25 protein-coding genes and 1 riboswitch are annotated in these 25,557 nt (G+C 26.9%); of the genes, 16 read left to right on the forward strand and 9 right to left on the reverse strand.

Features of this window, described 5'->3' with window-relative positions; translation table 11 throughout:
* Positions 1-79: 79 nt before the first annotated feature.
* Positions 80-186, forward strand: a riboswitch (SAM riboswitch).
* 117 nt (positions 187-303) lie between these two features.
* The 7 genes from ACTG48_RS07905 to proC all read left to right on the forward strand — a co-directional run bounded on the left by ACTG48_RS07905 (position 304) and on the right by proC (position 8,670).
* Complete coding sequence (locus ACTG48_RS07905) at positions 304-1,269, forward strand: methionine ABC transporter ATP-binding protein (protein ID WP_021384244.1); 966 nt, start codon at positions 304-306, stop codon at positions 1,267-1,269.
* Complete coding sequence (locus ACTG48_RS07910) at positions 1,262-1,918, forward strand: methionine ABC transporter permease (RefSeq protein ID WP_479918533.1); 657 nt, start codon at positions 1,262-1,264, stop codon at positions 1,916-1,918. The genes ACTG48_RS07905 and ACTG48_RS07910 overlap by 8 nt, the downstream gene beginning before the upstream one ends.
* 36 nt (positions 1,919-1,954) lie before the next feature.
* Positions 1,955-2,746 carry a MetQ/NlpA family ABC transporter substrate-binding protein gene (locus tag ACTG48_RS07915; RefSeq protein WP_021384237.1) on the forward strand — a complete coding sequence of 264 codons (792 nt, stop codon included), beginning with the start codon at positions 1,955-1,957 and terminating at the stop codon, positions 2,744-2,746.
* A 147-nt stretch (positions 2,747-2,893) separates the two neighbouring features.
* Entirely contained in the window at positions 2,894-5,629 is a 2,736-nt protein-coding gene (locus tag ACTG48_RS07920; protein WP_479918534.1) for a sensor histidine kinase, read from the forward strand.
* 103 nt (positions 5,630-5,732) lie between these two features.
* Positions 5,733-6,344, forward strand: coding sequence for a DNA-3-methyladenine glycosylase (locus ACTG48_RS07925; RefSeq protein ID WP_044213203.1), 612 nt, complete (start codon positions 5,733-5,735; stop codon positions 6,342-6,344).
* 892 nt (positions 6,345-7,236) lie between these two features.
* Positions 7,237-7,827: a helix-turn-helix domain-containing protein gene (locus tag ACTG48_RS07930; protein WP_479918535.1), complete on the forward strand. Its 591-nt coding sequence runs from the start codon at positions 7,237-7,239 to the stop codon at positions 7,825-7,827.
* Positions 7,828-7,866: 39 nt separating this feature from the next.
* Positions 7,867-8,670 (forward strand): pyrroline-5-carboxylate reductase, encoded by an 804-nt coding sequence (proC, locus tag ACTG48_RS07935; protein ID WP_479918536.1) that lies wholly within the window; start codon positions 7,867-7,869, stop codon positions 8,668-8,670.
* An 83-nt stretch (positions 8,671-8,753) separates the two neighbouring features.
* Here the strand turns inward: proC and ACTG48_RS07940 are convergent, their stop codons facing one another.
* Entirely contained in the window at positions 8,754-9,926 is a 1,173-nt protein-coding gene (locus tag ACTG48_RS07940) for a DUF1002 domain-containing protein (protein WP_021384264.1), read from the reverse strand.
* A 258-nt stretch (positions 9,927-10,184) separates the two neighbouring features.
* Between ACTG48_RS07940 and ACTG48_RS07945 the strand changes: the two genes are divergently transcribed.
* From ACTG48_RS07945 to ACTG48_RS07975, 7 genes are all read left to right on the forward strand, one after another.
* Complete coding sequence (locus tag ACTG48_RS07945) at positions 10,185-10,658, forward strand: type I restriction enzyme HsdR N-terminal domain-containing protein (RefSeq protein ID WP_479918537.1); 474 nt, start codon at positions 10,185-10,187, stop codon at positions 10,656-10,658.
* Between the two features lie 291 nt (positions 10,659-10,949).
* Positions 10,950-11,834, forward strand: coding sequence for a sigma-70 family RNA polymerase sigma factor (locus ACTG48_RS07950; protein ID WP_021384276.1), 885 nt, complete (start codon positions 10,950-10,952; stop codon positions 11,832-11,834).
* Between the two features lie 528 nt (positions 11,835-12,362).
* The gene (gene murJ, locus ACTG48_RS07955) at positions 12,363-13,907 is read left to right on the forward strand and encodes a murein biosynthesis integral membrane protein MurJ (protein WP_021384273.1); all 1,545 of its coding nucleotides are present in this window, start codon (positions 12,363-12,365) and stop codon (positions 13,905-13,907) included.
* A 35-nt stretch (positions 13,908-13,942) separates the two neighbouring features.
* Positions 13,943-14,602 carry a deoxyribose-phosphate aldolase gene (gene deoC / locus ACTG48_RS07960; RefSeq protein ID WP_021384280.1) on the forward strand — a complete coding sequence of 220 codons (660 nt, stop codon included), beginning with the start codon at positions 13,943-13,945 and terminating at the stop codon, positions 14,600-14,602.
* Between the two features lie 182 nt (positions 14,603-14,784).
* Positions 14,785-15,165: a GntR family transcriptional regulator gene (locus ACTG48_RS07965; protein ID WP_021384290.1), complete on the forward strand. Its 381-nt coding sequence runs from the start codon at positions 14,785-14,787 to the stop codon at positions 15,163-15,165.
* Positions 15,158-16,033, forward strand: a complete 876-nt coding sequence (locus tag ACTG48_RS07970) for an ABC transporter ATP-binding protein (RefSeq protein WP_479918538.1) — start codon at positions 15,158-15,160, stop codon at positions 16,031-16,033. The genes ACTG48_RS07965 and ACTG48_RS07970 overlap by 8 nt, the downstream gene beginning before the upstream one ends.
* Positions 16,034-16,828 carry an ABC transporter permease gene (locus tag ACTG48_RS07975; RefSeq protein WP_479918539.1) on the forward strand — a complete coding sequence of 265 codons (795 nt, stop codon included), beginning with the start codon at positions 16,034-16,036 and terminating at the stop codon, positions 16,826-16,828.
* A gap of 80 nt (positions 16,829-16,908) precedes the next feature.
* Here the strand turns inward: ACTG48_RS07975 and cdeA are convergent, their stop codons facing one another.
* Complete coding sequence (gene cdeA / locus ACTG48_RS07980) at positions 16,909-18,234, reverse strand: multidrug efflux MATE transporter CdeA (RefSeq protein ID WP_021384266.1); 1,326 nt, start codon at positions 18,232-18,234, stop codon at positions 16,909-16,911.
* Positions 18,235-18,944: 710 nt separating this feature from the next.
* Positions 18,945-19,787: a creatininase family protein gene (locus tag ACTG48_RS07985; protein ID WP_021384277.1), complete on the reverse strand. Its 843-nt coding sequence runs from the start codon at positions 19,785-19,787 to the stop codon at positions 18,945-18,947.
* A gap of 142 nt (positions 19,788-19,929) precedes the next feature.
* Between ACTG48_RS07985 and ACTG48_RS07990 the strand changes: the two genes are divergently transcribed.
* Positions 19,930-20,463: a PadR family transcriptional regulator gene (locus tag ACTG48_RS07990; protein WP_479918540.1), complete on the forward strand. Its 534-nt coding sequence runs from the start codon at positions 19,930-19,932 to the stop codon at positions 20,461-20,463.
* 151 nt (positions 20,464-20,614) lie between these two features.
* Here ACTG48_RS07990 and ACTG48_RS07995 read toward each other — a convergent pair whose 3' ends face one another.
* The 4 genes from ACTG48_RS07995 to ACTG48_RS08010 form a co-directional block, all read right to left on the reverse strand.
* The gene (locus tag ACTG48_RS07995; RefSeq protein WP_021384284.1) at positions 20,615-21,262 is read right to left on the reverse strand and encodes a lactate utilization protein; all 648 of its coding nucleotides are present in this window, start codon (positions 21,260-21,262) and stop codon (positions 20,615-20,617) included.
* Between the two features lie 324 nt (positions 21,263-21,586).
* A complete protein-coding gene (gene cotB, locus ACTG48_RS08000; RefSeq protein ID WP_479918541.1) occupies positions 21,587-22,501 on the reverse strand; it encodes a spore coat protein CotB in 915 nt (304 codons plus the stop codon).
* Between the two features lie 175 nt (positions 22,502-22,676).
* Entirely contained in the window at positions 22,677-22,937 is a 261-nt protein-coding gene (locus ACTG48_RS08005) for a YdcF family protein (RefSeq protein ID WP_479918542.1), read from the reverse strand.
* On the reverse strand, positions 22,919-23,140 hold the full coding sequence (locus ACTG48_RS08010) for a YdcF family protein (protein WP_479918543.1): 222 nt from the start codon (positions 23,138-23,140) through the stop codon (positions 22,919-22,921). The genes ACTG48_RS08005 and ACTG48_RS08010 overlap by 19 nt, the downstream gene beginning before the upstream one ends.
* A 357-nt stretch (positions 23,141-23,497) precedes the next feature.
* Here ACTG48_RS08010 and ACTG48_RS08015 point away from each other — a divergent pair, with 357 nt between their 5' ends.
* Complete coding sequence (locus ACTG48_RS08015) at positions 23,498-23,755, forward strand: phage holin family protein (RefSeq protein ID WP_021384262.1); 258 nt, start codon at positions 23,498-23,500, stop codon at positions 23,753-23,755.
* 408 nt (positions 23,756-24,163) lie between these two features.
* On the opposite strand, the gene ACTG48_RS08020 is transcribed toward ACTG48_RS08015, so the two are convergent.
* Together ACTG48_RS08020 and panC are read right to left on the reverse strand one after the other, a co-directional pair.
* The gene (locus tag ACTG48_RS08020) at positions 24,164-24,346 is read right to left on the reverse strand and encodes a hypothetical protein (protein ID WP_021384275.1); all 183 of its coding nucleotides are present in this window, start codon (positions 24,344-24,346) and stop codon (positions 24,164-24,166) included.
* A gap of 354 nt (positions 24,347-24,700) precedes the next feature.
* On the reverse strand, positions 24,701-25,549 hold the full coding sequence (gene panC, locus ACTG48_RS08025; RefSeq protein WP_479918544.1) for a pantoate--beta-alanine ligase: 849 nt from the start codon (positions 25,547-25,549) through the stop codon (positions 24,701-24,703).
* Positions 25,550-25,557: the final 8 nt, after the last annotated feature.

Raw genomic sequence — 25,557 nt, forward strand, 5'->3', positions numbered from 1 at the left:
AAATTCATTGACAAATATTATTAATGAATATATCATATATAACATAGCAACAAATGATAATCAAATTAAATTAAATAACGTCTTATCAAGAGTGGTGGAGGGACTGGCCCTTTGAAACCCGGCAACCAGTATATTTTATATACATTGGTGCTAAATCCTGCAACTAATATAGTTGATAGATGAGTATAAATAGCTTTCTAAGCCTGAGTTTATACTCAGGCTTTTATTTTGTTAGATACAAATTAAAAGACATAAGCTAGGATAAACATAAAAACTGAGCAGAATATATGGGGAGGAAATTTTATGATTAGCATAAAAAATGTTAATAAGTATTATGGAAAGATTCAAGTGCTTAAAGATGTAAATATTGAAATAGAATCTGGAGAAATTTTTGGAATAATAGGTCATAGTGGTGCAGGTAAATCAACACTACTTAGATGCATAAATGGACTGGAAGAATATCAAGAAGGTAATGTACTTGTTTCTGATAAGGAAGTAAAGTCATTAAATGAAAAGCAGATGAGAGATTTAAGAAAAGAGTTAGGTATGATTTTTCAACACTTTTCATTACTTGAGAGAAGAACTGTATTTGATAATGTAGCATTGCCATTAGAATGTTTTGGATATACAAAATCAGAAATCAAGAAAAGAGTTTTAGAGTTATTAGAAGTAGTTGGAATATCTGAAAAGAAAAATGATAAACCTAGAAATCTAAGTGGTGGTCAAAAACAGAGAGTTGCAATTGCTAGAGCTTTGGCACTAAATCCACAAGTACTTCTTTGTGACGAAGCAACTTCAGCATTAGACCCAAATACTACAAAATCAATTCTTTCATTACTTGAAGATATAAATAAAAAACTAGGAATAACAATAATAGTTGTAACTCATCAAATGGAAGTTATAAAACAGATTTGTGGAAGAGTAGCAATAATGGAAAATGGAGAAGTTTTAGAGGTGGGAGATACAGAAGAAATTTTCTTAAGAAATACTAAAGGACTTAGAAAATTAATCGGTGAAGAAAGTATAATCTTACCAAAGGGAACAAATATAAAGATACTATTCCCTAAAGATATTTCTAATGAAGCTATTATTACAACTATGGCAAGAGAACTAAATATAGATGTTTCTATAATATTCGGTAAATTAGAGCAATTCAAAGAAGATATTTTAGGCTCACTTATCATAAATGTTTCAGATAAAAGTGGAGAACAAGTAAAACAATATCTAACTAGTAAGGGCATAAGATGGGAGGAAATGATAAATGAATAGTTTAATCGACTTTTTGACAACACTATTTCCAAATGCATTGTTACAAACTTTGTATATGGTTATAGTACCAACTATAGTGGCAACAATATTAGGATTTATACTAGCAATCATATTAGTGGTTACAAAACCAGATGGATTAAAACCAAATAGCACAATAAATAGTGCTTTAGGGTTTATAGTAAATATATTTAGAAGTTTCCCATTCATGATACTTATAGTTGCAATGATTCCAATAACTAGATTAATCGTTGGAACAAGTATAGGAGAAACTGCTGCAATAGTGCCTATAACTATTGGTGCAGCACCATTTATCGCTAGAATTATAGAAAGTTCACTAAATGAAGTTGATAAAGGATTGATAGAAGCTGCAAGATCTTTTGGAGCTACAAAGAGACAAATAGTATTTAAAGTTATGATAAAGGAAGCCATGCCTTCAATAGTATCTGGAATTACATTATCAATAATATCTATACTTGGATATACAGCTATGGCAGGTGCAGTAGGAGCTGGAGGATTAGGTAATATAGCACTTATTTATGGATATCAAAGATTTGATACAGCAGTAATGGTGTATACAGTAATAGCACTTGTAATATTAGTTCAGATAATACAAGGTATAGGAAATCTAGCTTACAAGAAACTAAAATAACTTAATCATAAACATTTTAAAGAGGGGGAGTAAAAAATGAAATTAAAAAAATTATTATCAGTAGCATTGGTATCAGCAATAGCAATATCAGCAGTAGGTTGTTCAAACAAAGAGGATAAGAAAATACTAGTAGGAGCTTCATCAAATCCACATGCAAAGATATTGGAAGTTGCAAAGCCTTTATTAAAAGAAAAAGGATATGATTTAGAAGTAAAAATATTTGATGACTATGTACTTCCAAATACAGCTTTAGATGAAGGTTCTTTGGATGCTAACTTCTTTCAACATATTCCATTTTTAGAAGAAACTGTGAAGGAGAAAGAATATAAACTTACGTATACATCTAAAGTTCACATAGAGCCAATGGGATTCTATTCAGAAAAAGTTAAGTCATTAGATGAAATAAAAGATGGAGCAGTTATAGCTGTGCCAAATGATGCAACTAATGGAGCTAGAGCACTTAAATTATTAGCAAAAAGTAAATTAATAGAAGTAAAAGATGGAGAGCTTATAACTAAAAAAGACATAACTAAAAATCCTAAAAATATACAAATAAAAGAAATGAATGCAGAACAATTACCAACAGTATTAAAAGATGTTGATGGAGCAGTTATAAATTCCAATTATGCTTTAACAGCTAACTTAAATCCTACTAAAGATGCTATAGTAATAGAATCAAGCGATTCTCCATATGTAAATATAATAGCTTGTAGAGAAAATAATAAAGATAGTGATAAGATAAAAGCTTTATCAGAGGCTATGAACAGTAAAGAAGTTAAGAAATTTATACAAGATGAATATAAAGGAAGTATAGTGCCAGCTTTCTAAATTGAATATGCAAAATCTATAAAATGAGTAAAATTAAAAATATTTACTCATTTTTTTTTATAACTAGAAAGTGACAAATTTTTTGGAAGAATTGTGGTAACATATTTATAGGTAAAACTATATAAAAATGAAGAAGTGGTGGGGAATATGGAATCTAAGGGAACTTTAAGCAAGAATAAGGTCTATATACTGGCTAATGGGGTATTTTTGATTATTGCAATTTTAAATATAAATTTGTATACAGTTTCTATAAATATGTATAGGATAATTTTACTTTGGATATTTGGGTATTCTATAGTTTATATAACTAGTTTCAAAAAAGACGAATTTATAAATATATTAAAAATAGGATGTCTCGTATTAGTTTTTGTAAGTATTTTAGGAGTAGCAGATTTAAAACTTCAAAAATTCCAAATTGTGCTACTCAATCTAAGTATAATTAATATGTCTACTTTTATATATTTAACCATTTCTAAAATAAAAAAATTGAGAATAAGCCCTGTATTAATTTTTTATGGTGCTTTTGTCATAGTAGACTATTTTATAAGAAATATTTTTAGTGATTTTAATTGGAATATGATTATTATATTAGTTAATATTGCTATGTCGTTGTTTAATTTGTTATATTTATTGAATAAATTTGATAGTACAATTGAACACTATAAGTTAATAAAAGATTTATCATATTTTGCTTTTTTTACAACAATTATAGGATTTATAGCAATTTGTTTTAGTACAGTAGATACAGATAGGTTAATAGGAGTAGTGTATTTATTATTATGTAACCATACTTATTATGTATATGTATACAGTTTCAATAATAGAATAGTATATCCATATTACGAGCTTGATTATATAAATAAAAAATTAAGTAGAAAGTCAGAGCAACTAGGGAAGATAAATTTAGCAATAGAAAAAGATATGACTATACAAAGAACATTAAAGAATTATATAGACCAAAGAAAAGAGTTATTGAGACAAGCTCTTGATACAATACCAAATGTGTGGATAGTAACAGATTATGATTTTAATATAAGCTATACAAATAATAAATTTAAAAATGAGTTTTCAAAAGATATGAGTAATTTTTATAAAATATTAACTTTTGTCAAAGAAGATAAAAATGTAGCTAAAAAATTAAAGAAGTTTGACAATGATATAAGTATAATTGACAAGCAGGTAGAATTAAATGATAAAATCTATTTATTGAGTTTAAGTAATAATAAAGAAGAAAGTAACTACTTAATAAGCTTAAATGATATTACAAATGAAATCAAAATGGATGAAGAAATAAGACATATAAATAAAGATTATGAAAATATTATATTAAATATTCCATCTCCTATACTTGTAAGAAGTGCTGAAGGTGGTATAAAGAAGAATAAGATAATAAGCATAAATAAGAAATATGAAAAGAGCTTTAAATGTAATTCAAGTGATTTAGTTGGCATGACATTAGAACAATATTTTGAAACTTTCAATATAGATTTCTTTGATAATAGATCATTTAAGAGATTAAATCTTACACAAGAAAAGAAAGCTGAAATAGTAAGTTATAATGATACAGCAAACTGTATAGTTAATTTTGTAATGTCTGACTCAGAAGGTGAAGACCGTGTTGAAGAAGTTAGAGTTGGAGATTATTGGTCTGATAATAAGCTATTTAAATTGCTTACGTTTAGAGATATAACTAAAGAAATAAATATACTTAGAATAGTAAATGAACAAAAGGTAATATACGAAAAATTACTAGATGCTATACCAGAAGCTATTTTTCTTGAAGATTTAAGTACATCAAGAGTTCTATATACAAATAGAGCTTTTAGAGAACTATTTGGAATTTCTAGTGACGTATTAGGAGTTACAACACAAAAATATAGAAATATATTAGTAAAAAAATACATAAATAATTTAAATATAGGAGAGAGAGAAAAGAGTATTCACATAGTAAACGAAAACAATCATATTAAAGAAGTAAAAATGATATCAAGAACATTGTATTTTGGACAAAAAAGAAGTAGAGTGAGAATTATTAAAGATTTAAGTGTGCAAAGAGAGTCTGAAAGACTTAAGAAGGCATTAATAAAACAAAGACAATATGACCAAATGAAAATGGAGTTTTATGCTAATATATCTCATGAACTTAAGACACCTTTAAATAATATATATAGTTCAGTTCAACTTGTCGAAAATCTTTATAAAAAGGGAAAAATAATTGATTCTCAGGATATACTAAAAGAACATATACAAATAACTAAACAAAATATGTTTAGATTATTAAGATTAATAGATAATATAATAAATATTTCTCAAGTTAAATCAGATATATATAAGATTAAAGCAGTTAATTTTGATATTATTGATATAACAGAGAGAATAGTTACATCTATTAGTAGTTATGCTAGGTCTAAGGGAATAGACTTGGTTTTTGATACAAATGAGGAAACTATGAGAGTAGGGCTTGACCCAGAATCTATAGAGCGTATAATACTGAATATATTATCAAATTCTATAAAGTTTACTTTAGAAGGTGGAGAAATTCTTGTAGGGATATATAAAAAAGGTGAAACAGTAGAGATACTTATAAAAGATACTGGTATAGGTATAGAAAAAGAAAAATTATTTGATATATTTAATAGATTTAAACAAATTGAAAATAGTGGAATATCAAATGAATTTGGAAGTGGAATAGGGCTGTGTCTTACAAAATCATTGATTGAAATTCAAAATGGGGAAATTTACATAGACAGCAAAGTAGGAGAAGGAACAGAAGTAAAAATTATATTCCCAATTAGAGAAGTGGTTGAAGAAGTCTATGATAAGTCAAATTATAATGACAACATTGAAAAATTCGAGATAGAATTTTTTGATATATATAAATAATAAATACTGAAATCTATTATTCGTATACTAGTATAAAATAAGCTAATTTTATTTATCTTTTTAGCTAGACTGTATCCATTGAAAATAAATTTTATGAGGTGAAGTGTTGGAAAAGGATTTTTTTAGAAAAAATGGTATTGATTTAGCCAAATCAATACTAGGCAAATATCTTATAAGAAAGTATGAAGATAAAACAATTGTCACTAAAATAATAGAGACAGAAGCGTATATGGGTATAACCGACAAAGGAGCACATGTGTATGGTGACAAAAAAACGGACAGAACTAAGCCATTATATTTAGATGGTGGACATATATATGTTTATTTAATCTATGGTATGTACAACTGTTTAAACTTATCGGCAAATGTAGAAAATATACCAGAGTGTGTATTGATAAGAGGCGTAGAACCTGTAACTTCTCTAGATGAGATATCTATAAATAGATATAATAAATCTTACAATGATTTGAGCAAATATCAAATAAAAAACATTACTAATGGGCCAGGAAAACTTTGTAAGGCTTTAAAAATAGATAGAAGCTTAAATAGCAAGAGCATAATGGGTGAAGAGTTATATATAAGTGATTTTTATTATAATGAGGAAGGAATAAAGGTGTTTAGTAAGAATCAGATGGATATAAAGACTAGTAAGCGTATAAATATAGATTATGCAGAAGAGGCAAAAGATTTTTTGTGGCGTTTTTATATTGAATAAATCTTGATGTAACCGAGATATCTGTCTATGGGAAATTATTTTCTCCAGATAGATATCTTATTTTTTTATAGAATTTTTAGTTTAATAAAAATAAATTTATGAATTACGAACATATTTTAATAAATTTATAATTATTTTACTAATATAAATAAAGATGTATTTTGGCGAAATAAGCTACAAAAATTAATTTTTTTGTGTATTTTATTAAAAATGATAAAATTTGTATAGATAATTAACTTATTTTATAAGTAATAAATTAATTATTAAAGAATGAAGAAATTTTGACAAAAAAAGAAATTCTATTTAGAATAGAGATATATTTAAAAGAACATAAAACACTTCAATAACACTTGACAATCTAAAAATTGACAAGGCTGTATCTAAAAAAATATATAATATTAAATTATAAAATGGAAGATGTTGCAAAGTAAAAAAAGGCATTGAATAGATGTCATTAAATTGTAAAATTATGTTATAATTATAAAAAAGGATGTAAGAATGTGTAGAAATAATAATACAATAATCTGAATTTTTAATAATTAAATTTAAATAAGACATGCAACATATAAAAAATAATTTAGATATATTGATTAGATAAGGTATATTAATAGGATTAGTATACTATTATGAATTATTTTGATAATATATTGAATCATGTGAATAACTTAAGTTTTATTATATAAAAAATAAAGACTTGTAAGAAGTAGATATTTAATTGGTAGAGTTAGATAAAAATATGTGAAAAATAAATCGTAAAAGTGTAGACAAAACAAATTTAATAAATTATAGTAATACTAATAATTTTTTTAAAAAGTGAAATAAAATAGGCATAAAAGCCTATATTTATATTTTTGTATTTATATTATGAAAAAATTAAAATTATTTAGGGGTGATGGTTTTGAATAAGGACATAGGAGCAAAAATAAAGCAACTTAGAACTCAAAAGCAAATGACACTGAAAGATATGAGTGAAAAAACAAACTTATCAATTGGTTTTTTGTCACAGCTTGAAAGAGGATTGACAAGTGTGGCAACAGATTCCTTAGGAAAAATAGCAAGTGTATTAGATGTAGAATTAACATACTTTTTTATGAAGCCGAAAGAGCATAAAAGAGCTGTATTAAGAAGTTATGAGAAAGAAGTGTTTGATGTAGAAAATTCTACATTTATACATTATCATTTGTCATCTAATCTAAAGGAAAAAACAATGTTGCCAAGATTAATTGAAATTCTTCCGAGTAAGAGTAGTGAAGAAATTTGTTGTTACGTACATGACGGTGAGGAGTTTGTGTATGTGCTAGAGGGTACTCTTACAGTGTTTTTGGGTGATGAGCAAATAGAAATGTATCCAGGAGATACAATACATTATAATAGTGAAAAGAACAATCACAATTGGGTCAACTATACTAATAAATTAGTAAAAATTTTGGTGGTAAGTGTTCCAAATCCATTTGAGAAATCTGATACGATTAAAGAAGTTTAAATTTTAACTATTAATACTAGATAATAAGGAGGTACTATAGTGAAAAAAATTGGATTCATAGGTGCAGGAAATATGGCAAGCGCTATGATAGGAGGGATAGTAAATTCAAAATTAGTTGAACCTGATATGGTTATAGCATCAGCATACAGTCAGGGAACACTTGATAGAATACATAAAAGTTTTGGAATAAATACTACAAAAGATTCAAAGGAAGTAGCTAGAAACTCTGATATAGTAATTGTGGCTGTTAAGCCAGATATATATGATGATATTTTAGAAGATATAAAAGATTTTATAGATGACAGTAAAATTGTAGTTACAATAGCCGCTGGAAAATCTATAAAAGATATAGAGTCAATCATAGGAGAAGATAAAAAAATAGTTAGAACTATGCCAAATACTCCAGCTCTTGTAAATGAAGCTATGTCTTCTCTTTCTATAAATAAAAATATAAACGATGAAGACCTAGAGGCAGTTACAGAAGTGTTTAATTCTTTTGGAAATACTGAAGTAGTACCAGAATATCTTATAGAAGCTGTAATTGGAGCGAGTGGTTCGGCACCAGCATATGTATTTTTATTTATAGAGGCTATGGCAGATGCAGCAGTAATTGCAGGTATGCCAAGACAACAGGCATATAAATTTGCATCACAGGCAGTTATGGGTTCAGCAAAAATGGTACTTGAAACAGGAAAACATCCTGGCGAGTTAAAGGATATGGTGTGTTCACCTGGTGGAACTACTATAGAGGCAGTTAAGGTACTTGAAGAGGAAGGTTTTAGAGCTTCTGTCATAAAAGCTATATGTGCATGTATAGATAAGTCTAAAAAGATGAGTGAGTAATAAAAATTTATTGCAAAGAAAAAGAATTGCCTTTTATAGAAAATTTCTATTTTAGGCAATTCTTTTTTTTATTTATTTAATTTTTAAAATAAGCCTGAAAGCCAATTTTTTATTTTTTCAAAGAAACCAACTGAATCATCGTTATTTGATTGATTTTCTGAATTATTTGTGTCCTCGTTATTTGATTGAGAGTTATCTTTATTTTCGTTATTAGCTGTATTATTATTTTCTGAGTTATTTGAATTACTATCATTATTAGAATCAGTGTTATCTTGTGGATTTATTTGAACACCTTCTGTAGAGTTTATTACAGCATCAGAGCCAAGAGACTCATCATTAGTGCTATTTAAGATTCCTAAATCTTTTTTATCTCCACCTGAGAATAAACCAGAGAACCAGTCTCCTATTCCACTAAACCATCCACCAATAGTGTCTAGTATACCAGAGCCTTTAACACTTTCACCTAATTTCTTTAATTGCTCATTTACATTATCTGATACATTATCTAATGTATTTTTCATGTTATTGTAATCATAATCTTGGTCAGCTATTTTTTTCATTACACCTTTAATTTGTTCTTTTTGTTCTGGTGTAATAGTAATATTGTAATTATTTACAACATTGTTTATTGTATTTGCTATTTGAGTAGTGTCTTTTGTGCCATTTTTTACAATTTCTGTTTTTATATCATTCATTACACCAGTTGCCTTTTCTTGACCTATATCATCTCCTAAATCACCTGTAACTACCAATTCTTCAGAAGCAATCTCTTTCTTTGTTTCATCAAGTTTCTTTCCTGAAGCATCTTCAAATGCTTTCATGATTCCTGTCAATGCACCAGTACCACTTACAGGGTATGGAGCAGCGGCGATAACATTGGCATCTTCAAGACCAGCTGTTGTAAGTGTTGAAGCAATCATTGAGCTAGTTACCCAAGTTAAATTTGCTGTTTTAACATTAATTCCATTCCCTTTTTTAGTAGGTTCAACATATGAACAAGATATAGTAACTTTTCCAAGCTGACCTTCTGTTGCAACACCTTGTAAGTATTGTCTTTCTTCTGCATTTGTTACATCTAAAACTAAGACTTGGTCTTTTTTCACTCCAAAGTAATTAAGCATTTGTTGCTTTTGAGATTCTGATAAGTTAGCTCCAAGTGTAACTACGTTTGTACCATCTGCATAAGAAAGGTTCATACTTCCAAGTACCAGCATCGTAGATATAACAATAGAGCTAATTTGTTTTTTAAACTTCATAATATTCCTCCTAGATTTAACATACATTACATTTTCAATATATTAATATATTGAATAAAAATATGTACTACATTTCTATTATACTAAATATAAACTATTTTTTAAATCAATGCGATTACAAGATTGTAATAAAAAAGGGAATATAAGGAAGATAATAAAAAAATAATTTTTGTAAGAGATTGAAAAAACAATTAATGTAGTATACTATAATATAGAAATGATTATGATAATGTTACAGAATTGGAAGGAGAAAAATAAATGTCAAAGGAATTAGTAAAAGATAGAGTAATAAAATATTTAATAGAAGATTTATTAGTACCTCAAGATATGATTGATACAAATGTTGAATTAGCAGAATTTGAAGAAGGCGCAGAAGGAACTTTAGATATTATTGTAAATGTTAAAGATGAGGAAGATTATTATGCACCTGTAATGATAGTTCAATGTTTGGATGAAGATGTAGAGCTAGAAGGTGAAGTTTTACAAAAACAAATAGAATTTTTAGAAGAAGTAGATAATATAACTATGTCAGGTAGATTAGTTTTAACTAATGGCGATGCTATGATGTATGCTGATTGGAGAGGCGAAGAATACGATACTGAAGCAGCTCTTCCAACTTATGATATAATGGTAAAAGAGTTTAATGAAATGGAGCAACAAGTAAAAGATTTAGAAGAACATCACCATCACGATGAAAATTGTGGCTGTGGATGTAATCATCATGAAAATTAAATATCGAGCATATAGATTAAAAGAGACTGTTTATTAAACAGTCTTTTTTTTAGACATATATCATTCTAAAAACCAAGGATATAACAAGATGGAATAAAATAAATTATATATATAGGGAGGATATTGGTGTTAAAAGTAGAATAGTATTATAGGTATAGTTTTTGTAACTTTGTATACATAATGTACAAAACAACTTGTTTGAAGAAGGGGATATTATGTAATTGTAGATTATGTAGATTTAAATTATTTATTTTTGTTTTAGCAAATTCTATGAATAGAAGGGGTTTGATTATGGATACTAAAAAAGAAAATAATTATGAAAATTATATTTGTGTGGGTTCATCAAATGTATCGAATGCGATGAAAATGTATTTAAAGGAAATTGAGGAATACAAAATGTTGTCAGCGGGAGAAGAGGTAGAGCTGGCTAAGGAAATAATCAACTCATCTTCAGTAGCAAAGGAAAAGTTTATAAATTCAAATTATAGGTTGGTAGTGAGCATAGCAAAAAGATATAAAAGAGATAGTATTGATATGTTAGACTTAATTCAAGCAGGAAACATAGGACTTATAAAAGCCGTAGAAAAGTACGATTATAAAAAAGGATACAAATTTAGCACTTATGCAACTTGGTGGATAAAACAAAGCATAACAAGATATATCGATGATTGCGAAAATACTATTAGGATACCTATACATCTTCATCAAAGAATAAATTTTGTAAAGAAAAAGAAACAAGAACTTTTAAATGTATTATTAAGAGAACCAACTGTGGAAGAGATTGCAGATGCATGTGGTCTTGAAGTTGATAAAGTACTGGAATTATTAAGAAGAGATAAAAATGTTGTATCTTTAGATACGCCATTAAAAGAGGATGAGGATAGTAGTTTAGTTGAATTTATACCATCAGATGCTGATTTTAAGGATGTTGTAATACGAGAAGTTGAACAACATAATTTAAAAGAAAAAATAGAAGAGTTACTTACAGGTCTTGGAGAACAAGAACAGCAAGTTTTAAGAATGAGATTTGGGATTGATGATGATGACCCTAAGACATTAGAACAGATTGGGAAGGTATTTGGAGTTACTAGAGAGCGAATAAGACAAATAGAAGCTAAAGCAATAAGAAAGTTAAGACATCCAAGTAAGTTAAAACAATTAAAGCATTTTTATTAATATTTTTAAAGAGAATATAAAAAAGTAGGAGAAAGACTCTCCTACTTTTATTTTTTATAGAAGATAGTAGCTATAAATAGCAACTATCTTCTTTTTTTATTTTTGTAAATGAATAGTTATTTAGTAAAAGTGATTAAAATTTTTCAAAATAGATAAAATATGTTAAAATATAACTTAAAAAAGATGATAAAAATGATTGTATCTTTTCCTTATGTGGAGATTATTAAGTTATAAGAAATTAATAAGATGAAATTTAGAGATATAACCAATATAAGTGTTTTTGTTTTACCAAGATTGGAAAATGATAACTCCATTTCTGTGGATTCAATTAAATTTATACTATTAGACTTAAATTACAAATGTAGAAAGTGTTGTAGAAATAAAAACATAAAGACTGTGTTATTTACGATATATTAAAAAATAAACACTGTTATTATCTTTGTAAAATGTGGGAATAATAGATTAAATTGTATGTAATAGGCTATCTTTACTGAATTAAAAGAAGTGGGTTAGAAGTGGAGTGATAAAATGAGCAAGGTGGCGAAAGCGACTTTTTATTTGATGATAGTTACTGTAATCTCTAAGATTCTTGGAATGGGTAGAGAATTAGTGCTATCATCAATTTATGGAACAGGCTTATATACAGAAAGTTATTTAACAGCTATGAATATACCAAATATTATATTTGCAGCAATTGGTACTGCTATAGTTACTACTTTTATTCCAATGTATCAAGATATAAGTAGTAAGCAAGGTGAAAAGCAAGCACTAAAGTTTTTGAATAATGTTTTAAATATAATAGTTGGTATATGCATAATTGTTGCTATACTAGGTATTATTTTCTCAAAGCAACTAGTAAGTATATTTGCGATAGGATTTGAGGGAGAGAGATTTTTTCTTACTGTAAAGTTTACTAAGATATTGATAACAGGAATAATATTTATAGGTATTACTAGTGTTATGTCAGCATTTTTACAAATTAAAGAAAATTTTATTGTAGTTGGATTTGGGAGTATACCTTATAATATAGTAATAATTATTTCAATAATGCTAAGTACAGTATTTGGTCCATACATACTTCCAATTGGCGCTGTGATTGCTATGGTAGTTCAGTTACTTTTTTACATGTTTTTTGTTAAAAAAACGAACTACAAATACTTATATTACCTAAATTTTAAAGATGATAGCCTCATTAAATTACTGACATTACTTTCACCAGTATTTATAGGTGTTGCTGTTAATCAAGTGAATTCATTGGTGGATACAACGTTAGCCTCTACACTAGTTAAAGGTAGTATTCCTGCACTTACTTATGCAGATAGATTAAATGGTTTTGTTACAGGGACATTTACAGCTTCAATAGTATCTGTTATGTATCCTATGTTATCAAAGTTAAGTGCAGAAAATAATCAAAAGAAATTTACAAGCTCAGTTAAATCTAGTATAAATATGATAATAATCTCAATGATTCCCATTTCAGTTGCATCTATTTTCTTTGCAACTCCTGTTGTTAGAATCATTTTTGAGAGAGGAGCTTTTGATGCTAGGGCAACTCAAATGACAGCGACTGCTTTAACTTTTTATGCAGTTGGTATGACTGCATTTGGTTTAAGAGATATTTTAGGTAAGGTTTTTTATTCATTACAGGACACAAAAACACCTATGGTAAATGGGATTATATCTGTAGGTGTAAATATAGTGTTAGATTTGATTTTAATAAAACCAATGGCTCATGGCGGTCTTGCACTTGCAACAAGTTCATCATCAATTGCATGTATATTGTTACTTTTCTGGAATTTAAAAAGAAAGGTTGGATATTTTGGTCAAGATAAAATAATAAAAGCAACTTTGAAATCTTTAGCTGCATCTTTTATTATGAGTATTTTATCATACCTTACGTATAAATTTGTATTTGGAATTCTGGGAGTAGGCACATTTAATGAATTTGTATCATTAACTATTGCAGTTATAGTTGGAGGTGGAATTTACACATTATTAATGAATATTTTTAGGGTTGAAGAAGTTGACATGATACTAAACATTGCAAAAAGAAAACTGCATTTAAAAAAGTAGTTTAATTATATTAATCACAAATTTAGGAGGATTTTATGAAACATATATTAAAAACAGTGGATCATACTATTTTGAAAGCTACAACTACATGGGAAGATATTAAAATTTTATGTGATGAAGCTGTAAATATGAATGTAGCATCAGTTTGTATACCACCTTCATATGTAAAAAGAGCGACAGAATATCTAAAAGGTAGAATAAAAGTATGTACAGTAATAGGATTTCCTTTAGGATATCAAACTACTGCTACAAAAGTATTTGAAGCAAGAGATGCCATTGAAAATGGAGCAGACGAAGTTGATATGGTTGTAAACATTTCAGATATAAAAAATGAAGCTTATGAAAATATAGAAAATGAGATAAAAGAAATAAAAAAAGCTATTGGAGAGAAAGTTTTAAAAGTTATTATAGAAACATGTTATTTAGATGAAGATGAAAAAATAAAGATGTGTCAAATAGTGACAATTTCAGGTGCTGATTTTATAAAAACATCTACAGGAATGGGAACAGGTGGGGCTACTTTAGAAGATATAAAGCTTATGAAAGAACATGTTGGAAAAGATGTAAAGATAAAAGCTGCTGGAGGTGTTAAATCAATTTCTGATGCAGAAAAATTTATAGAAGCAGGAGCTGAAAGACTAGGAACTAGCTCAATATGTAAAATATTAAAGAATGAGAATACAACAGACTATTAAATTTCTAAATTTATGAGTAAGCAATAATGATTAAACTTTAATTATGAATTTATAGAATAAAAAACAGAGGGAATTTTTCCTCTGTTTTTTTTATTTAGTATTGACAGAGAATCTTTTTCAAGATATTATAAGTTATATAGTTAGTTAGTTAAGTAACTAACTAATGTGAAAAGGAGGAGCCTATGAAATTAGTATTAAACAATGAAGAACCTATATTTATTCAGATAGCACAAGCAATTGAAGACGAGATACTATCAAATGGAATAAAAGAAGAAGAACAGGTTCCATCAACAACTGAGCTTTCAAAGCTTTATAAGATTAATCCAGCTACAGTATTAAAAGGAATAAATGTACTGGTTGACAAGAATATTCTATATAAAAAGAGAGGTATAGGGATGTTTGTATCAGAGGGTGCAAAAACTATTATAAAAGAAGCTAGAAAAGAAAATTTTAAACATAATTTCATAAAAAATCTACTTCAAGAAGCTGACAAATTAGAAATAAATAGAGAAGAGCTAGTTGATATTATAATCAATTTCAAGGAGGATATAACATATGAGTAGTTCTATTAAGATTAAAAATTTATCTCATAGTTTTAAAAAACAAAAAATTTTTAGTAATATGTCTTTAAACTTTGAAGAAAATAAAATATATGGTTTATTAGGTAAAAATGGAGCTGGAAAAACTACACTATTAAACATAATGGTAAATCAGTTGATTCAAAATGAAGGCGACATAGAAATATTAGGGAATAACTTAAAAGAAGATGTAAAAGTATTGGAAGAAGTCTGTATTGTGAGAGAAAAAGAATTTTATAGCCCAGATTTTAAAGTAAGTCAAGTATTTGAGTTTTCTTCTAGTTTCTATAAAAACTATGATAAAGGATTAGAAGAAGAATTATGTAAATATTTTGATTTAAATACTAAAAAAAAGTATAGACAATTGTCACGAGGAATGAAAACTGTACTATCAAATATAATAGGAATTTGCTCTAATTCAGCTATCACTATATTTGATGAACCAACAATAGGTCTAGATGCAGTAAATAGACAAGAATTTTATAACATAATTTTGGATAATTATATAAAAAAACCAAGAACGATAATAATATCAACTCATTTGATAGATGAAATAGATGATTTATTGGAACATGTAGTAATATTAAATGAGGGCAAGATTATTGTAGATGAAGAGATAGATGTTATAAAACAAAAAGCCCATTACATTACTGGAAACAAAGAAGAACTAGAGAAATTAGAGTCTATAAAAAATATAAAGCCTAAAAAGGCATTTGGTAATACAGTTGCTTATTTTTACTATGGTGATTTTAGTGAAAATGATGAAAAAGTGATTAGGAATTCAAATATTGAAGTAGGGTATATAGGATTACAAGACATGTTTGTTAACATGACTAAGAAGGAGGGATTGTAAATGAATGAATTAAAGCCATATATAAAATTTTTTAACAAAAATACTAAGTTATATATAATCACATTTGTAATTGTAGGAATTGTTATGAATATTTTGCCAGTAATAGCTCTTAAAGCCTTTGCTGAAGTATCTAAAAATAATCTATATACAAATGTGAACCCTATTTTAACATATCTAACTATACTGATATTTGTGTATGGAGTAAATATGGTTAATAAAGATTTCTCAGGAGCTTTAAGTATAAGAGCAGATAGAAAAAGTTGTATAAAAGCTATTGTTACGAATTTAATTGTTTTAAGCTTTATAATTTCTATTGTAGGTATGGTTTTAATTTTTTTATCAAAATTATTTATAGAGATTATAACAGGTTACAGTATAGATTTGTCAACTTTACTAAAGAAAGATGCAATTTGGACATCTATATCTGCTCTAATAGAGCCAACAACATCGAGTATACTACTAACTTATTTAAATTATTTTGTACAGATAGTTGTAAATGAAATATTCGTAGGTCTTATAGGTGCATTATTAGGCGCTTTTACATATAGAGTTAGAAAAGCTACCAGTGTTACTATGTTGATAGGCATACCTGTATTAGTAATAATTTATATGATTAATTTTGCAACTAAGAATATAGAAAAGATATTGATATATTTAGAAAAAATTATTTATTTATTCCAGAATCCATTTATTTTACTGGGAACAAAAGTAGGTATTATGGTTATTTGTGTACTATTCATAGTTTTATTGCTTAGAAGGGCACCAATTAAAGATTATGCAAATGACTTATTGTAAATAAATTAAAACCTGCCAAAAATCAAATTTATAAATTTGTGTTTTAAGGCAGGTTTATTTATTCTAATAAATATAAATTTTTAGTAGTTATATCTACTTTTATATTTTTTTATAAGTGGAATAGATATAAATATAGTTAGAATTTCAGCAAATGGAACAGTAAGCCATAATCCAGTCAAGTTTAACATAGGAGGAAGAATTACAATTCCTATAATTATAAAAACAAAGGCACGACTAAAAGATATAATAGCCGAAATTTTTCCATTATGAAATGCTGTAAAAAATCCTGATGCAAATATGTTTATTCCAACAAATAAAAAAGCAAAAGCAAATATTTTTAATCCATGTAAAGCTAGTTCAAATACTGTATTATCTGGGTTTACAAAGACTCTAACAATAAGTGGTGCGAAGACTAAAGCAACAATAAACACTAACAAAGAAGAAACTAATATAAATTTAATTGAATGTTTAAATGTTTCTTTTAACTTGTCACTATTTTCAGCACCAAAATTATAACTTATTAATGGAGATACTCCAGCAGCAAAGCCTAAATATACCGAGGTCATTAAAAAATGAGCATACAATACTATAGTAAGAGCTGCAAGTCCATTTTCTCCTGCTAACTTTAAAGCGACTATATTAAATAAGAATGTTGTAATACCTGTAGATAACTCTGTAACCATCTCAGAAGAACCATTTATCATGGTATCTCTTATAAGCCTAAAATCATTTTTTGGTTTTCTAAGTTTTAGTGTAGATTTACTTGATAAGAAGTAAATAATACCTAAAATACAAGTTAAAATAATACCTATAGCAGTTGCAACCGCGGCGCCTAAAAGACCCATTCCAAAATACTTAATAAATATATAATCTAATATTATATTCGTTACACCACCAATGACTGATAGAAATAAACTAAATTTAGAATTCCCATCAGTTCGTATAAAATATTCAAATATAAATTTTAAAATATAAAATGGTGTACATAAAATCATAACTTTACCATAAGTTATACAATAGGGGAGCAATTTGTCTGTTGCTCCAAGCAAAATAGATATTTCCTTGACAAAAAAATACGAGATTACTGTAAATAAAATTCCAACAATCAATGAAAACAAAACTATAAAAGAAAATGTAGAGTTGGCATCATCTTGTCTATTTTCGCCCATACGTATAGAAACTATAGCTCCTCCTCCAGTTGCCATCATTATTCCAAATCCACAAACAAGGTTGATTATAGGTAGTACAATATTTATACTAGCAAGAGCATCTGAACCAACTAATGTTGATACAAAGATACCATCTATTATTGTGTATAAAGATATAAATATCATGGATATAATTGCAGGAGAAACAAATTTTAGAAATTCAAAAGTAGTGAATTTTCTTGTAAATAAATTTTCCATAAATTTTACCTCCTTTTATTACTCTCTATATATAATAAGCTATATAGTAACTATATAGTCAAGAAAAAGTTTGTTTATATGACAAATAGCTTTAAATCAACAAAAAACTATCTCAAGGACAATGAGTAAATTTATTAAAGATAATAAAAAAGGTATTTCTATTATTATAGTTATTGTTTTATTTATTCTATTTGATACATGTCCAATAGATTTATTACAAGCAGTTTTGTCAAGTTGAGAGTCTAAATTCTCAGTTCAAATTATTGGTTTTTTAATGACATTTGGTGATTTTTTTGGAAGATTTACCTGTGGATAGCTTTGTCCTTTTGGACTTGTACAAGATTTATTATATAAAATATCATTTCTAACAAAGATAAAAAAAGTTTATGATGATAAGTATTTAAAATATCTAAAATACATAGTTTTAGCAGTCTTTGTAATTATTCTCACAATTGCTATTGTAAAGGTAGCATGAGGTGGAAATTCTTGGCTTCATAAATAGAAGAGAAGAATATTATATAAATAGCACTCATAATCAGTTATAAGTGCTATTTTATGTAAGTTTTATATATATTATAAGTAAATTATATAATTTTATAAAAATTTAACTTTAAAGATAATTATAAAACTAAAATTTTTCAATATGTAATATTTTTATATGTTTCTAATGGAGCTAAATAGATAGTAAAATGAGTTTTTAATTGTATACTTTAAATTTTAAGTTTTAAAGCAGGTATATCATATAGAGGATGGTGCATATATTTTTCGTAATTAGAACGAAAAATAAAATTATGTGTAGCTTTACATATTTCTTCTCCAATATTATTATTTAATTCAATTCCTAATTCTTTGCTAGCTTCTTTAGGAAATCCGATATGACCTTCATTTTTGATTACATTAATAACTTTTTGAATATCCATCATTTCATTATCTTTGATAGATATATCAGGTCGCTCTTGATAATTATCATTTACTAATTCAGGGTATAGTGCTAACATATTTGATGTCTCAATCCATCCAGCATGAAAATCATTTGGAAATAGTTTGATTTTTTCTTCAACAAAATCAGGAAAATCTCTAAGTATCTCCTTTTGTTCAGAATTAAAAATTGAACCCATAGGTGAAATTGAAACTATTCCATACTCTTTATTGATTGCCTCACAAGATTGTTCTATAGTAATTGTATGTAGTGGGTCAGCGTGACCAGATATAACGATGATGTTTGTAATACCCCATTTAACTATATTTTCTAATGTACTATAAGTTATTTTGTAAATCAACTCACGACTAACATGAATATTACCTGGGAAAGTTCCCATATCTGCAAAGCCAAAAGGTATTATAGGGAGTTTTCCATAATAATAATTGGGTAGAACTGAATCTAGTTTCTCAATAGCAAGATTAATCCATGCTTCTGTTTCATAAATATCTACACCTATTGGTAGATGTTTACCATGTTCCTCTATTGGAGCAATTCCAACAAATACTATTAATTTTTCTTTGTCTAAATTTAAAATATCTTCCCATGAAAGATTAAGTAAATTAAAATTCATAATCTTAAACCTCCCCAAAATTTATTTTAGTTGTAGTACTCTTTTTTTTTAGTAGATTTAATGATAAAATTATAATGTAAATATATAGTACTCTATATATAGAGTACTATATATACATAATAGTGTCAAGGAGGAAATAAATTTGCTTTCAAAAACAATGACTATTCTTTTAGGTATTATCCAAGAGAAACCAGTGAATGCATATGAATTAACTAAGCTACTTTCTAAACTAAATGTGAAGAGTTGGTATAATATTGCAGATTCAACTGTATATGCGACAATTAAAAGTGCTGAAAAAAAAGAATATATAGTTGGATGTATTGAAAAAAGTGGTAATATGCCAGATAAAACTGTTTATAGTATTACAGAAAAGGGAAACCAAGAATTATTAGATACTATAGAAAGCTTTATTTGTAATTTTGACTATGATATAACTCCATTTTCAATAGCAGTGTTTTTTATTAGGATATTAGGTAAAGATAGAAGTATAATATTATTAGAGAAGAGAAGGGATTTACTTAAAAAATACGAAGATGGAATCAAGAAGCAGGTTGAGAATATGAAAGAGCAAGGTGTAAATGAGGTTTTTATAGGAAATACAATTCAGAGTTTGTATATTGTTGAAGCCCAAATAAAGGGAGTAGATACTTTAATTCCTAAAATTAAGAGTATGTAAATAAGTGAAAATCAAGAAAATAAATGCAAAAGTTTTAAAAGATTATAAAGGTGGTAGAATAAAATTTTTATTAAGTAATTTTATTTTACCACCTTTATGATTAAGTTATTTAATTTTATTATTTATAGATTTGATTAAATATATGTATATTTTATAGACCAAGATTTTCTCCTACTAATATTACCTTTATCTTGTTTGCTGGACGACTGATTCTTGTAGTTACCATATATGCACAGACACTTTCAGGACTTTTGCAATCTATACAACTTCCATTAGTATAACATGGAGTATTTACATCTTGAAAACGTTGTACAACAGCTGGTGCAGCAATTGTTCTAGCTCTTTGTACTGCATCGTCAATATTTTTAACAATTTTATTCATACCAGCTACAACTATAACGTTTTTTGGACCAAATATCATTGCAGCTACACGATTTCCATTTCCATCAATATTGAAGAGTTGTCCATCTTCACTAATTGCATTGCTACTCATTAAAAAAGTATCACATAGAAGAGCCTGGCGCATAATTTCTGTTCTTTCTTCTGGAGTTTTTGCTAAATCTCTATCAATGACTTTGAATCCTTTATCTCTAACAGCAGTTTGTACTCCCATTTCTTTAAGAGTTTCAGAACCTCCCCATGATACTACATGATTTTGAGGAATCAAATCTAAGATTTGTTGTAAAGCATCATTCTTAGTTTTACAGTAATAAGCATCAAAGTAGCGTTTTTTAAGAGCTTTAACGATATGTGGTCCTAACTTGTCATATCGTTTTTCTAAAGGTGTTTGTCTTATCATACTAAAATCACTCCCGTATTTAAATTTTAAGATTATAACTACAAATTATTAATGTAGTTATAATATAGTTATAACATAAATATTTCTCTAGGATAAGATTTACTATTAAAATTTTAATAAATCATTGGAGGTATAGAAGGGCTTACAAAAACGTACTTGTGGATATTTTTAAATTTTTATTTATTAAAAATAAAGTTATTAATTATAGGAGATTAGTTCTTTTATAATAAATGATTTAAATTCTATAGAATATAAAAAAATAAAGGTACGATTTATGTGTACCTTTATTTTGATTAAATGCATAGAGATTAAAAGGAATTTTAATTACATATTTTTATAACTTTCCAATATTCTAACATAGTGGTTGGCTTCTCTTAATACATGGTCTGCCAAAAGTGGTAATATTATAGATTTTATCTTACATTCTTCTATTCCTGATGTACCTGCTTCTTTAAAATCCTTAAATTCAACAGTTTCATTTAGCGTTTCCTCTGTAATACTTGCTACATCAGTATCAGTCATTTCATTTGTTTTTTCAATTAATTCATTGAATTTTATGGCAAATTCATTTGCAGTATTTATTAGTTCACTTTCAGATGGGTCCAGTAATCCTCTCATAAATAGAGCATGTTCCATCATAATATGGTCCCAGAATAATTCTACTTCTTTAAAATTTTTCAAATCAATATCTATTTTATTTTCTAAGTCAATTACATAGGAACGATACAAGTTTGCTTCATGTATTATATGTTCAATAAGTAGTGGATAGTTTGAAGTAAAAAGGGTGCATGATAGTACTCCATCTAAAACCCTTTCTTTTAAGTCAATAAGTCCATCAAGTAATCTTATTGCATCAGAGTTAAGCTGAGCTACATAGTCTACTAAATCTTGGCCAACTTGAGGATTTACACCACTTTGTAGGTTCAATTCTCTTGTAGTTAAGTTTTGATTTATTTCTATTCCTGTAAGTTCTTCGGTTTTTTGTTCTGCATTCAATGTGAGAGTGGTTACAATCTCTTCTGAATATAATATATCAGGTCTGATTATACCATTACTAGCGCTAACAGTATATGATAACAAATCTTCAAATTGTTTTTTATAGTGGTCAGCTTCCATAGCAAGATTATAATCTTTATGTGTAAATCCTGCCTCTAGAAAAAGAGAATGTTCCTTCATAATTCTTGCAAAAAATAAATGTAATTCTAGCGATAAAATAGCATATTTTTGATTATCTACCATAATTTCCTCCCTTTAGAAAGTATCTTATTTATAATACTTTATTCTTAATATTTGAATTTATGTATATTAGGGAAAAATTAACTAATTATATTGCTATTAATATCAATATTTTTTATTTAATTATAGTTAAAAAATTTCCTTTATCAATACTTTTATTGAGCACATGAATAATACTTTACTGAAAATTTCTATATATTCTATATCCTATATAAAAAAATTCTTCTCTTGCTAAAAATGGTAGTTTGCTCTTTAAACTTATATATCTTGTTGTCGGTGTTGGAGAACTATAAGCTTCTATTTCATAATCATTTGCCATTAGCATTGCCCTTTTCATATGCAATGGGTCGCTTACAATAATTGCTGTATGGTATGAATTTTCATTCATTATCAATTTAGCGTTTTCAATATTTTCTTGTGTTATATTTGATAAAGCCATATTCCGTGATTTATGCGTTCTTGGAAAACAGGTGAGACTTCTCCATTTGAAGTGCCAGCTCCAAGCACAATTACAACATCTGTTAGTTTTTTTTCATCCAATTTACTATAGTTCCATATACTAATTGTCGTTACTGCAATATATAAAATTATTGAGATTCCAATTGCTATCAATAAGCATTTTATTATATTCTTTTTCTTCATATTTATTCTACCTTATTAAAAAATTTATAATTTATTGACTTTTTTCTTGTGATAATTATAGCATGATTTTGTAATATGTTCATTTTTTCTACTGTTGTAAAGGGAATTGTTAGCTTAATATGAAACAAATGTTTTTTGCAAAACAAGAACTTTTATAAGAAAATTTGAATAAATATGAAGCAAGCATAATTAAATATAGAGAACAAATTGGCGAATTGAAGGTATTATAAGCAAAAAATAAAGAAAAAATAAAAGCCTTATATGAGTGCAACTTAAATTCTCTTAGAATATGCTTAAGTGATTTGCTGAAATAAGCATACAAGTTTATTAGAAAAAATATTTTGAGGAGGATAATACATGGATAGTTTAATAAGTTTTATACCACAACAATTGTTAATTTTAATAGTTGCACTTAATGTCTTAGGTATGGGGTTTAAAAAATATAAAAAATTAAGTGATAAGTACATTCCTATTATATTGCTTGCATTTGGAGTAGTATTTTCTGTTTGGATGTTAGGGTTTAATCCAACTTCTGTGTTACAAGGAATTCTATGTTGGGGAGTATCAATTGGATTAAATCAAGTATGTAAACAATTTAGAGACAATGATAAGTAAAAGATTGTATAATAAATATATCAATAAAAAAGTATTATTAAAATAAGAATAATTTAATGTATAGAATAATATATGAAATAGGTAAGAAGAATAAGTAAAGCGTACTTTATAAATGGTCTAAATGTTTTAAATCTAAAAAGAGATGGTAAAGTTAGCTAGTGTAAAATATGAAATATTGTAAACTGTATTAAATAGAACATGCATAATTTTTTGAATAGGAAGAACCAAATAGAATAAATTAAATGACTAAGTCTATGGATAGGACTTAAATGTATGATAATTATGTATGATTTATTATAGTTAAGACAGTAAATTCTGTAAAAAATAAAATATAAGATTGATATATTAAAGTGGGTAAGAAGAGAATCTTATATAAAATTTTTCTTCCCCACTTCAATATATTTAATGTTATGCCAAACCACACTCACATAGTAGAATCATTATTCTATGGAGACATAACTCTACAATCTCTTCTCCATATTTTTTTATAAAATCACCAATTTGAGTTTCTATGAATGAATAGTATTCTTTTAAACTAGCAATATATGCAGTCATTATATGAACACATTCATCGATTTTATCTTTAAACACAATCAATCCCCCTAAAAAACAAAAAAATAAAAATATTCAGTAAATAGTAGACATTATTTCATTTATAAATATATATAGTATGATATATTGCCTACATATATTTTACAAGTGGATATGTAAAACTGGATATTATAATTGCAAAACTGGATAAATTTTTATACAAAAGGAAGAAATACTAACTTTTTAAACCCAATCATTAGGTAGTTAAGTTAAGAAAATTTAACAAGTCAAATTACATAAAAAATATAAGTGTGCTAGTAGCACACTTATATAATTGAAATTAATAATAATTTTAAGTAAATCTAATTTTTAAAAAATCCTTTTATAATCGTATAAATTTTATAAAATTATAATTTATATATTTAACTGAAATGTAAAGTTATCAATTAATCTAGTTTTCCCTATAAAAACGGCAATTGCTACGAGTATAGAACTTTCTATTTGTTTAACAGGTTGTAATGTCTCGCTATCTACAATTTCAACATAATCTATTTTTACTAAATCTTTAGAAGTTATTTTAGAGATTATTAATTCTTTTATTTTTTTTACATCTAGATTTCCTTTTGTTAATTCTTCTTTTGCTAAGTTCAAACTTTCATTTAAAACTAAAGCTGATTTTCTTTCTTCTCTTGAAAGATATGTATTTCTTGAGCTTTTTGCTAAACCATCATTTTCACGAACTATAGGACAGCCTATTATTTCCGTGTCTATATTCAAATCTTTGACCATTCTTTTGATTACTGCTAATTGTTGAGCATCTTTTTCTCCAAAATAAGCTTTATCAGGGGTTACTATATTTAAAAATTTTGAAACAATTAAACATACACCTCCAAAATGAACAGGTCTTTTAGAACCACAAAGAAAATCTGTAAGTCCAGACACATTTATAGTAGTACAATTGCCTTTTAAATACATTTCTTCTGATGATGGATTAAATACTATTGATGCACCATTATCCATACAGTATTTAAAATCTTTTTCTATATCTCTTGGATAGCTATTAAAATCTTCATTGGGTCCAAATTGAGTTGGATTTACAAATACACTCACAACTACTTTATCATTTTCTTTTACAGCTTTTTTGATAAGACTTTGATGTCCTTCATGCAAAAATCCCATGGTAGGAACGAGCCCTATAGAATAGCCAGATTTTTTCCAATCTTTAATTATATTTTTTAATGATTTAATTTCTTTTACAAGCATTTTGTACC

Source organism: Clostridioides sp. LIBA-6822, from assembly GCF_056688955.1.

Coding starts and splice junctions, on each gene's coding strand:
- ACTG48_RS07905 (WP_021384244.1), top strand. CDS start 304: ATGATTAGCATAAAAAATGTTAATAAGTATTATGGAAAGATTCAAGTG.
- ACTG48_RS07910 (WP_479918533.1), top strand. CDS start 1,262: ATGAATAGTTTAATCGACTTTTTGACAACACTATTTCCAAATGCATTG.
- ACTG48_RS07915 (WP_021384237.1), top strand. CDS start 1,955: ATGAAATTAAAAAAATTATTATCAGTAGCATTGGTATCAGCAATAGCA.
- ACTG48_RS07920 (WP_479918534.1), top strand. CDS start 2,894: ATGGAATCTAAGGGAACTTTAAGCAAGAATAAGGTCTATATACTGGCT.
- ACTG48_RS07930 (WP_479918535.1), top strand. CDS start 7,237: ATGGTTTTGAATAAGGACATAGGAGCAAAAATAAAGCAACTTAGAACT.
- ACTG48_RS07940 (WP_021384264.1), bottom strand. CDS start 9,926: ATGAAGTTTAAAAAACAAATTAGCTCTATTGTTATATCTACGATGCTG.
- ACTG48_RS07945 (WP_479918537.1), top strand. CDS start 10,185: ATGTCAAAGGAATTAGTAAAAGATAGAGTAATAAAATATTTAATAGAA.
- ACTG48_RS07950 (WP_021384276.1), top strand. CDS start 10,950: ATGGATACTAAAAAAGAAAATAATTATGAAAATTATATTTGTGTGGGT.
- murJ (WP_021384273.1), top strand. CDS start 12,363: ATGAGCAAGGTGGCGAAAGCGACTTTTTATTTGATGATAGTTACTGTA.
- deoC (WP_021384280.1), top strand. CDS start 13,943: ATGAAACATATATTAAAAACAGTGGATCATACTATTTTGAAAGCTACA.
- ACTG48_RS07965 (WP_021384290.1), top strand. CDS start 14,785: ATGAAATTAGTATTAAACAATGAAGAACCTATATTTATTCAGATAGCA.
- ACTG48_RS07970 (WP_479918538.1), top strand. CDS start 15,158: ATGAGTAGTTCTATTAAGATTAAAAATTTATCTCATAGTTTTAAAAAA.
- ACTG48_RS07975 (WP_479918539.1), top strand. CDS start 16,034: ATGAATGAATTAAAGCCATATATAAAATTTTTTAACAAAAATACTAAG.
- cdeA (WP_021384266.1), bottom strand. CDS start 18,234: ATGGAAAATTTATTTACAAGAAAATTCACTACTTTTGAATTTCTAAAA.
- ACTG48_RS07985 (WP_021384277.1), bottom strand. CDS start 19,787: ATGAATTTTAATTTACTTAATCTTTCATGGGAAGATATTTTAAATTTA.
- ACTG48_RS07995 (WP_021384284.1), bottom strand. CDS start 21,262: ATGATAAGACAAACACCTTTAGAAAAACGATATGACAAGTTAGGACCA.
- cotB (WP_479918541.1), bottom strand. CDS start 22,501: ATGGTAGATAATCAAAAATATGCTATTTTATCGCTAGAATTACATTTA.
- ACTG48_RS08005 (WP_479918542.1), bottom strand. CDS start 22,937: ATGGCTTTATCAAATATAACACAAGAAAATATTGAAAACGCTAAATTG.
- ACTG48_RS08010 (WP_479918543.1), bottom strand. CDS start 23,140: ATGAAGAAAAAGAATATAATAAAATGCTTATTGATAGCAATTGGAATC.
- ACTG48_RS08015 (WP_021384262.1), top strand. CDS start 23,498: ATGGATAGTTTAATAAGTTTTATACCACAACAATTGTTAATTTTAATA.
- panC (WP_479918544.1), bottom strand. CDS start 25,549: ATGCTTGTAAAAGAAATTAAATCATTAAAAAATATAATTAAAGATTGG.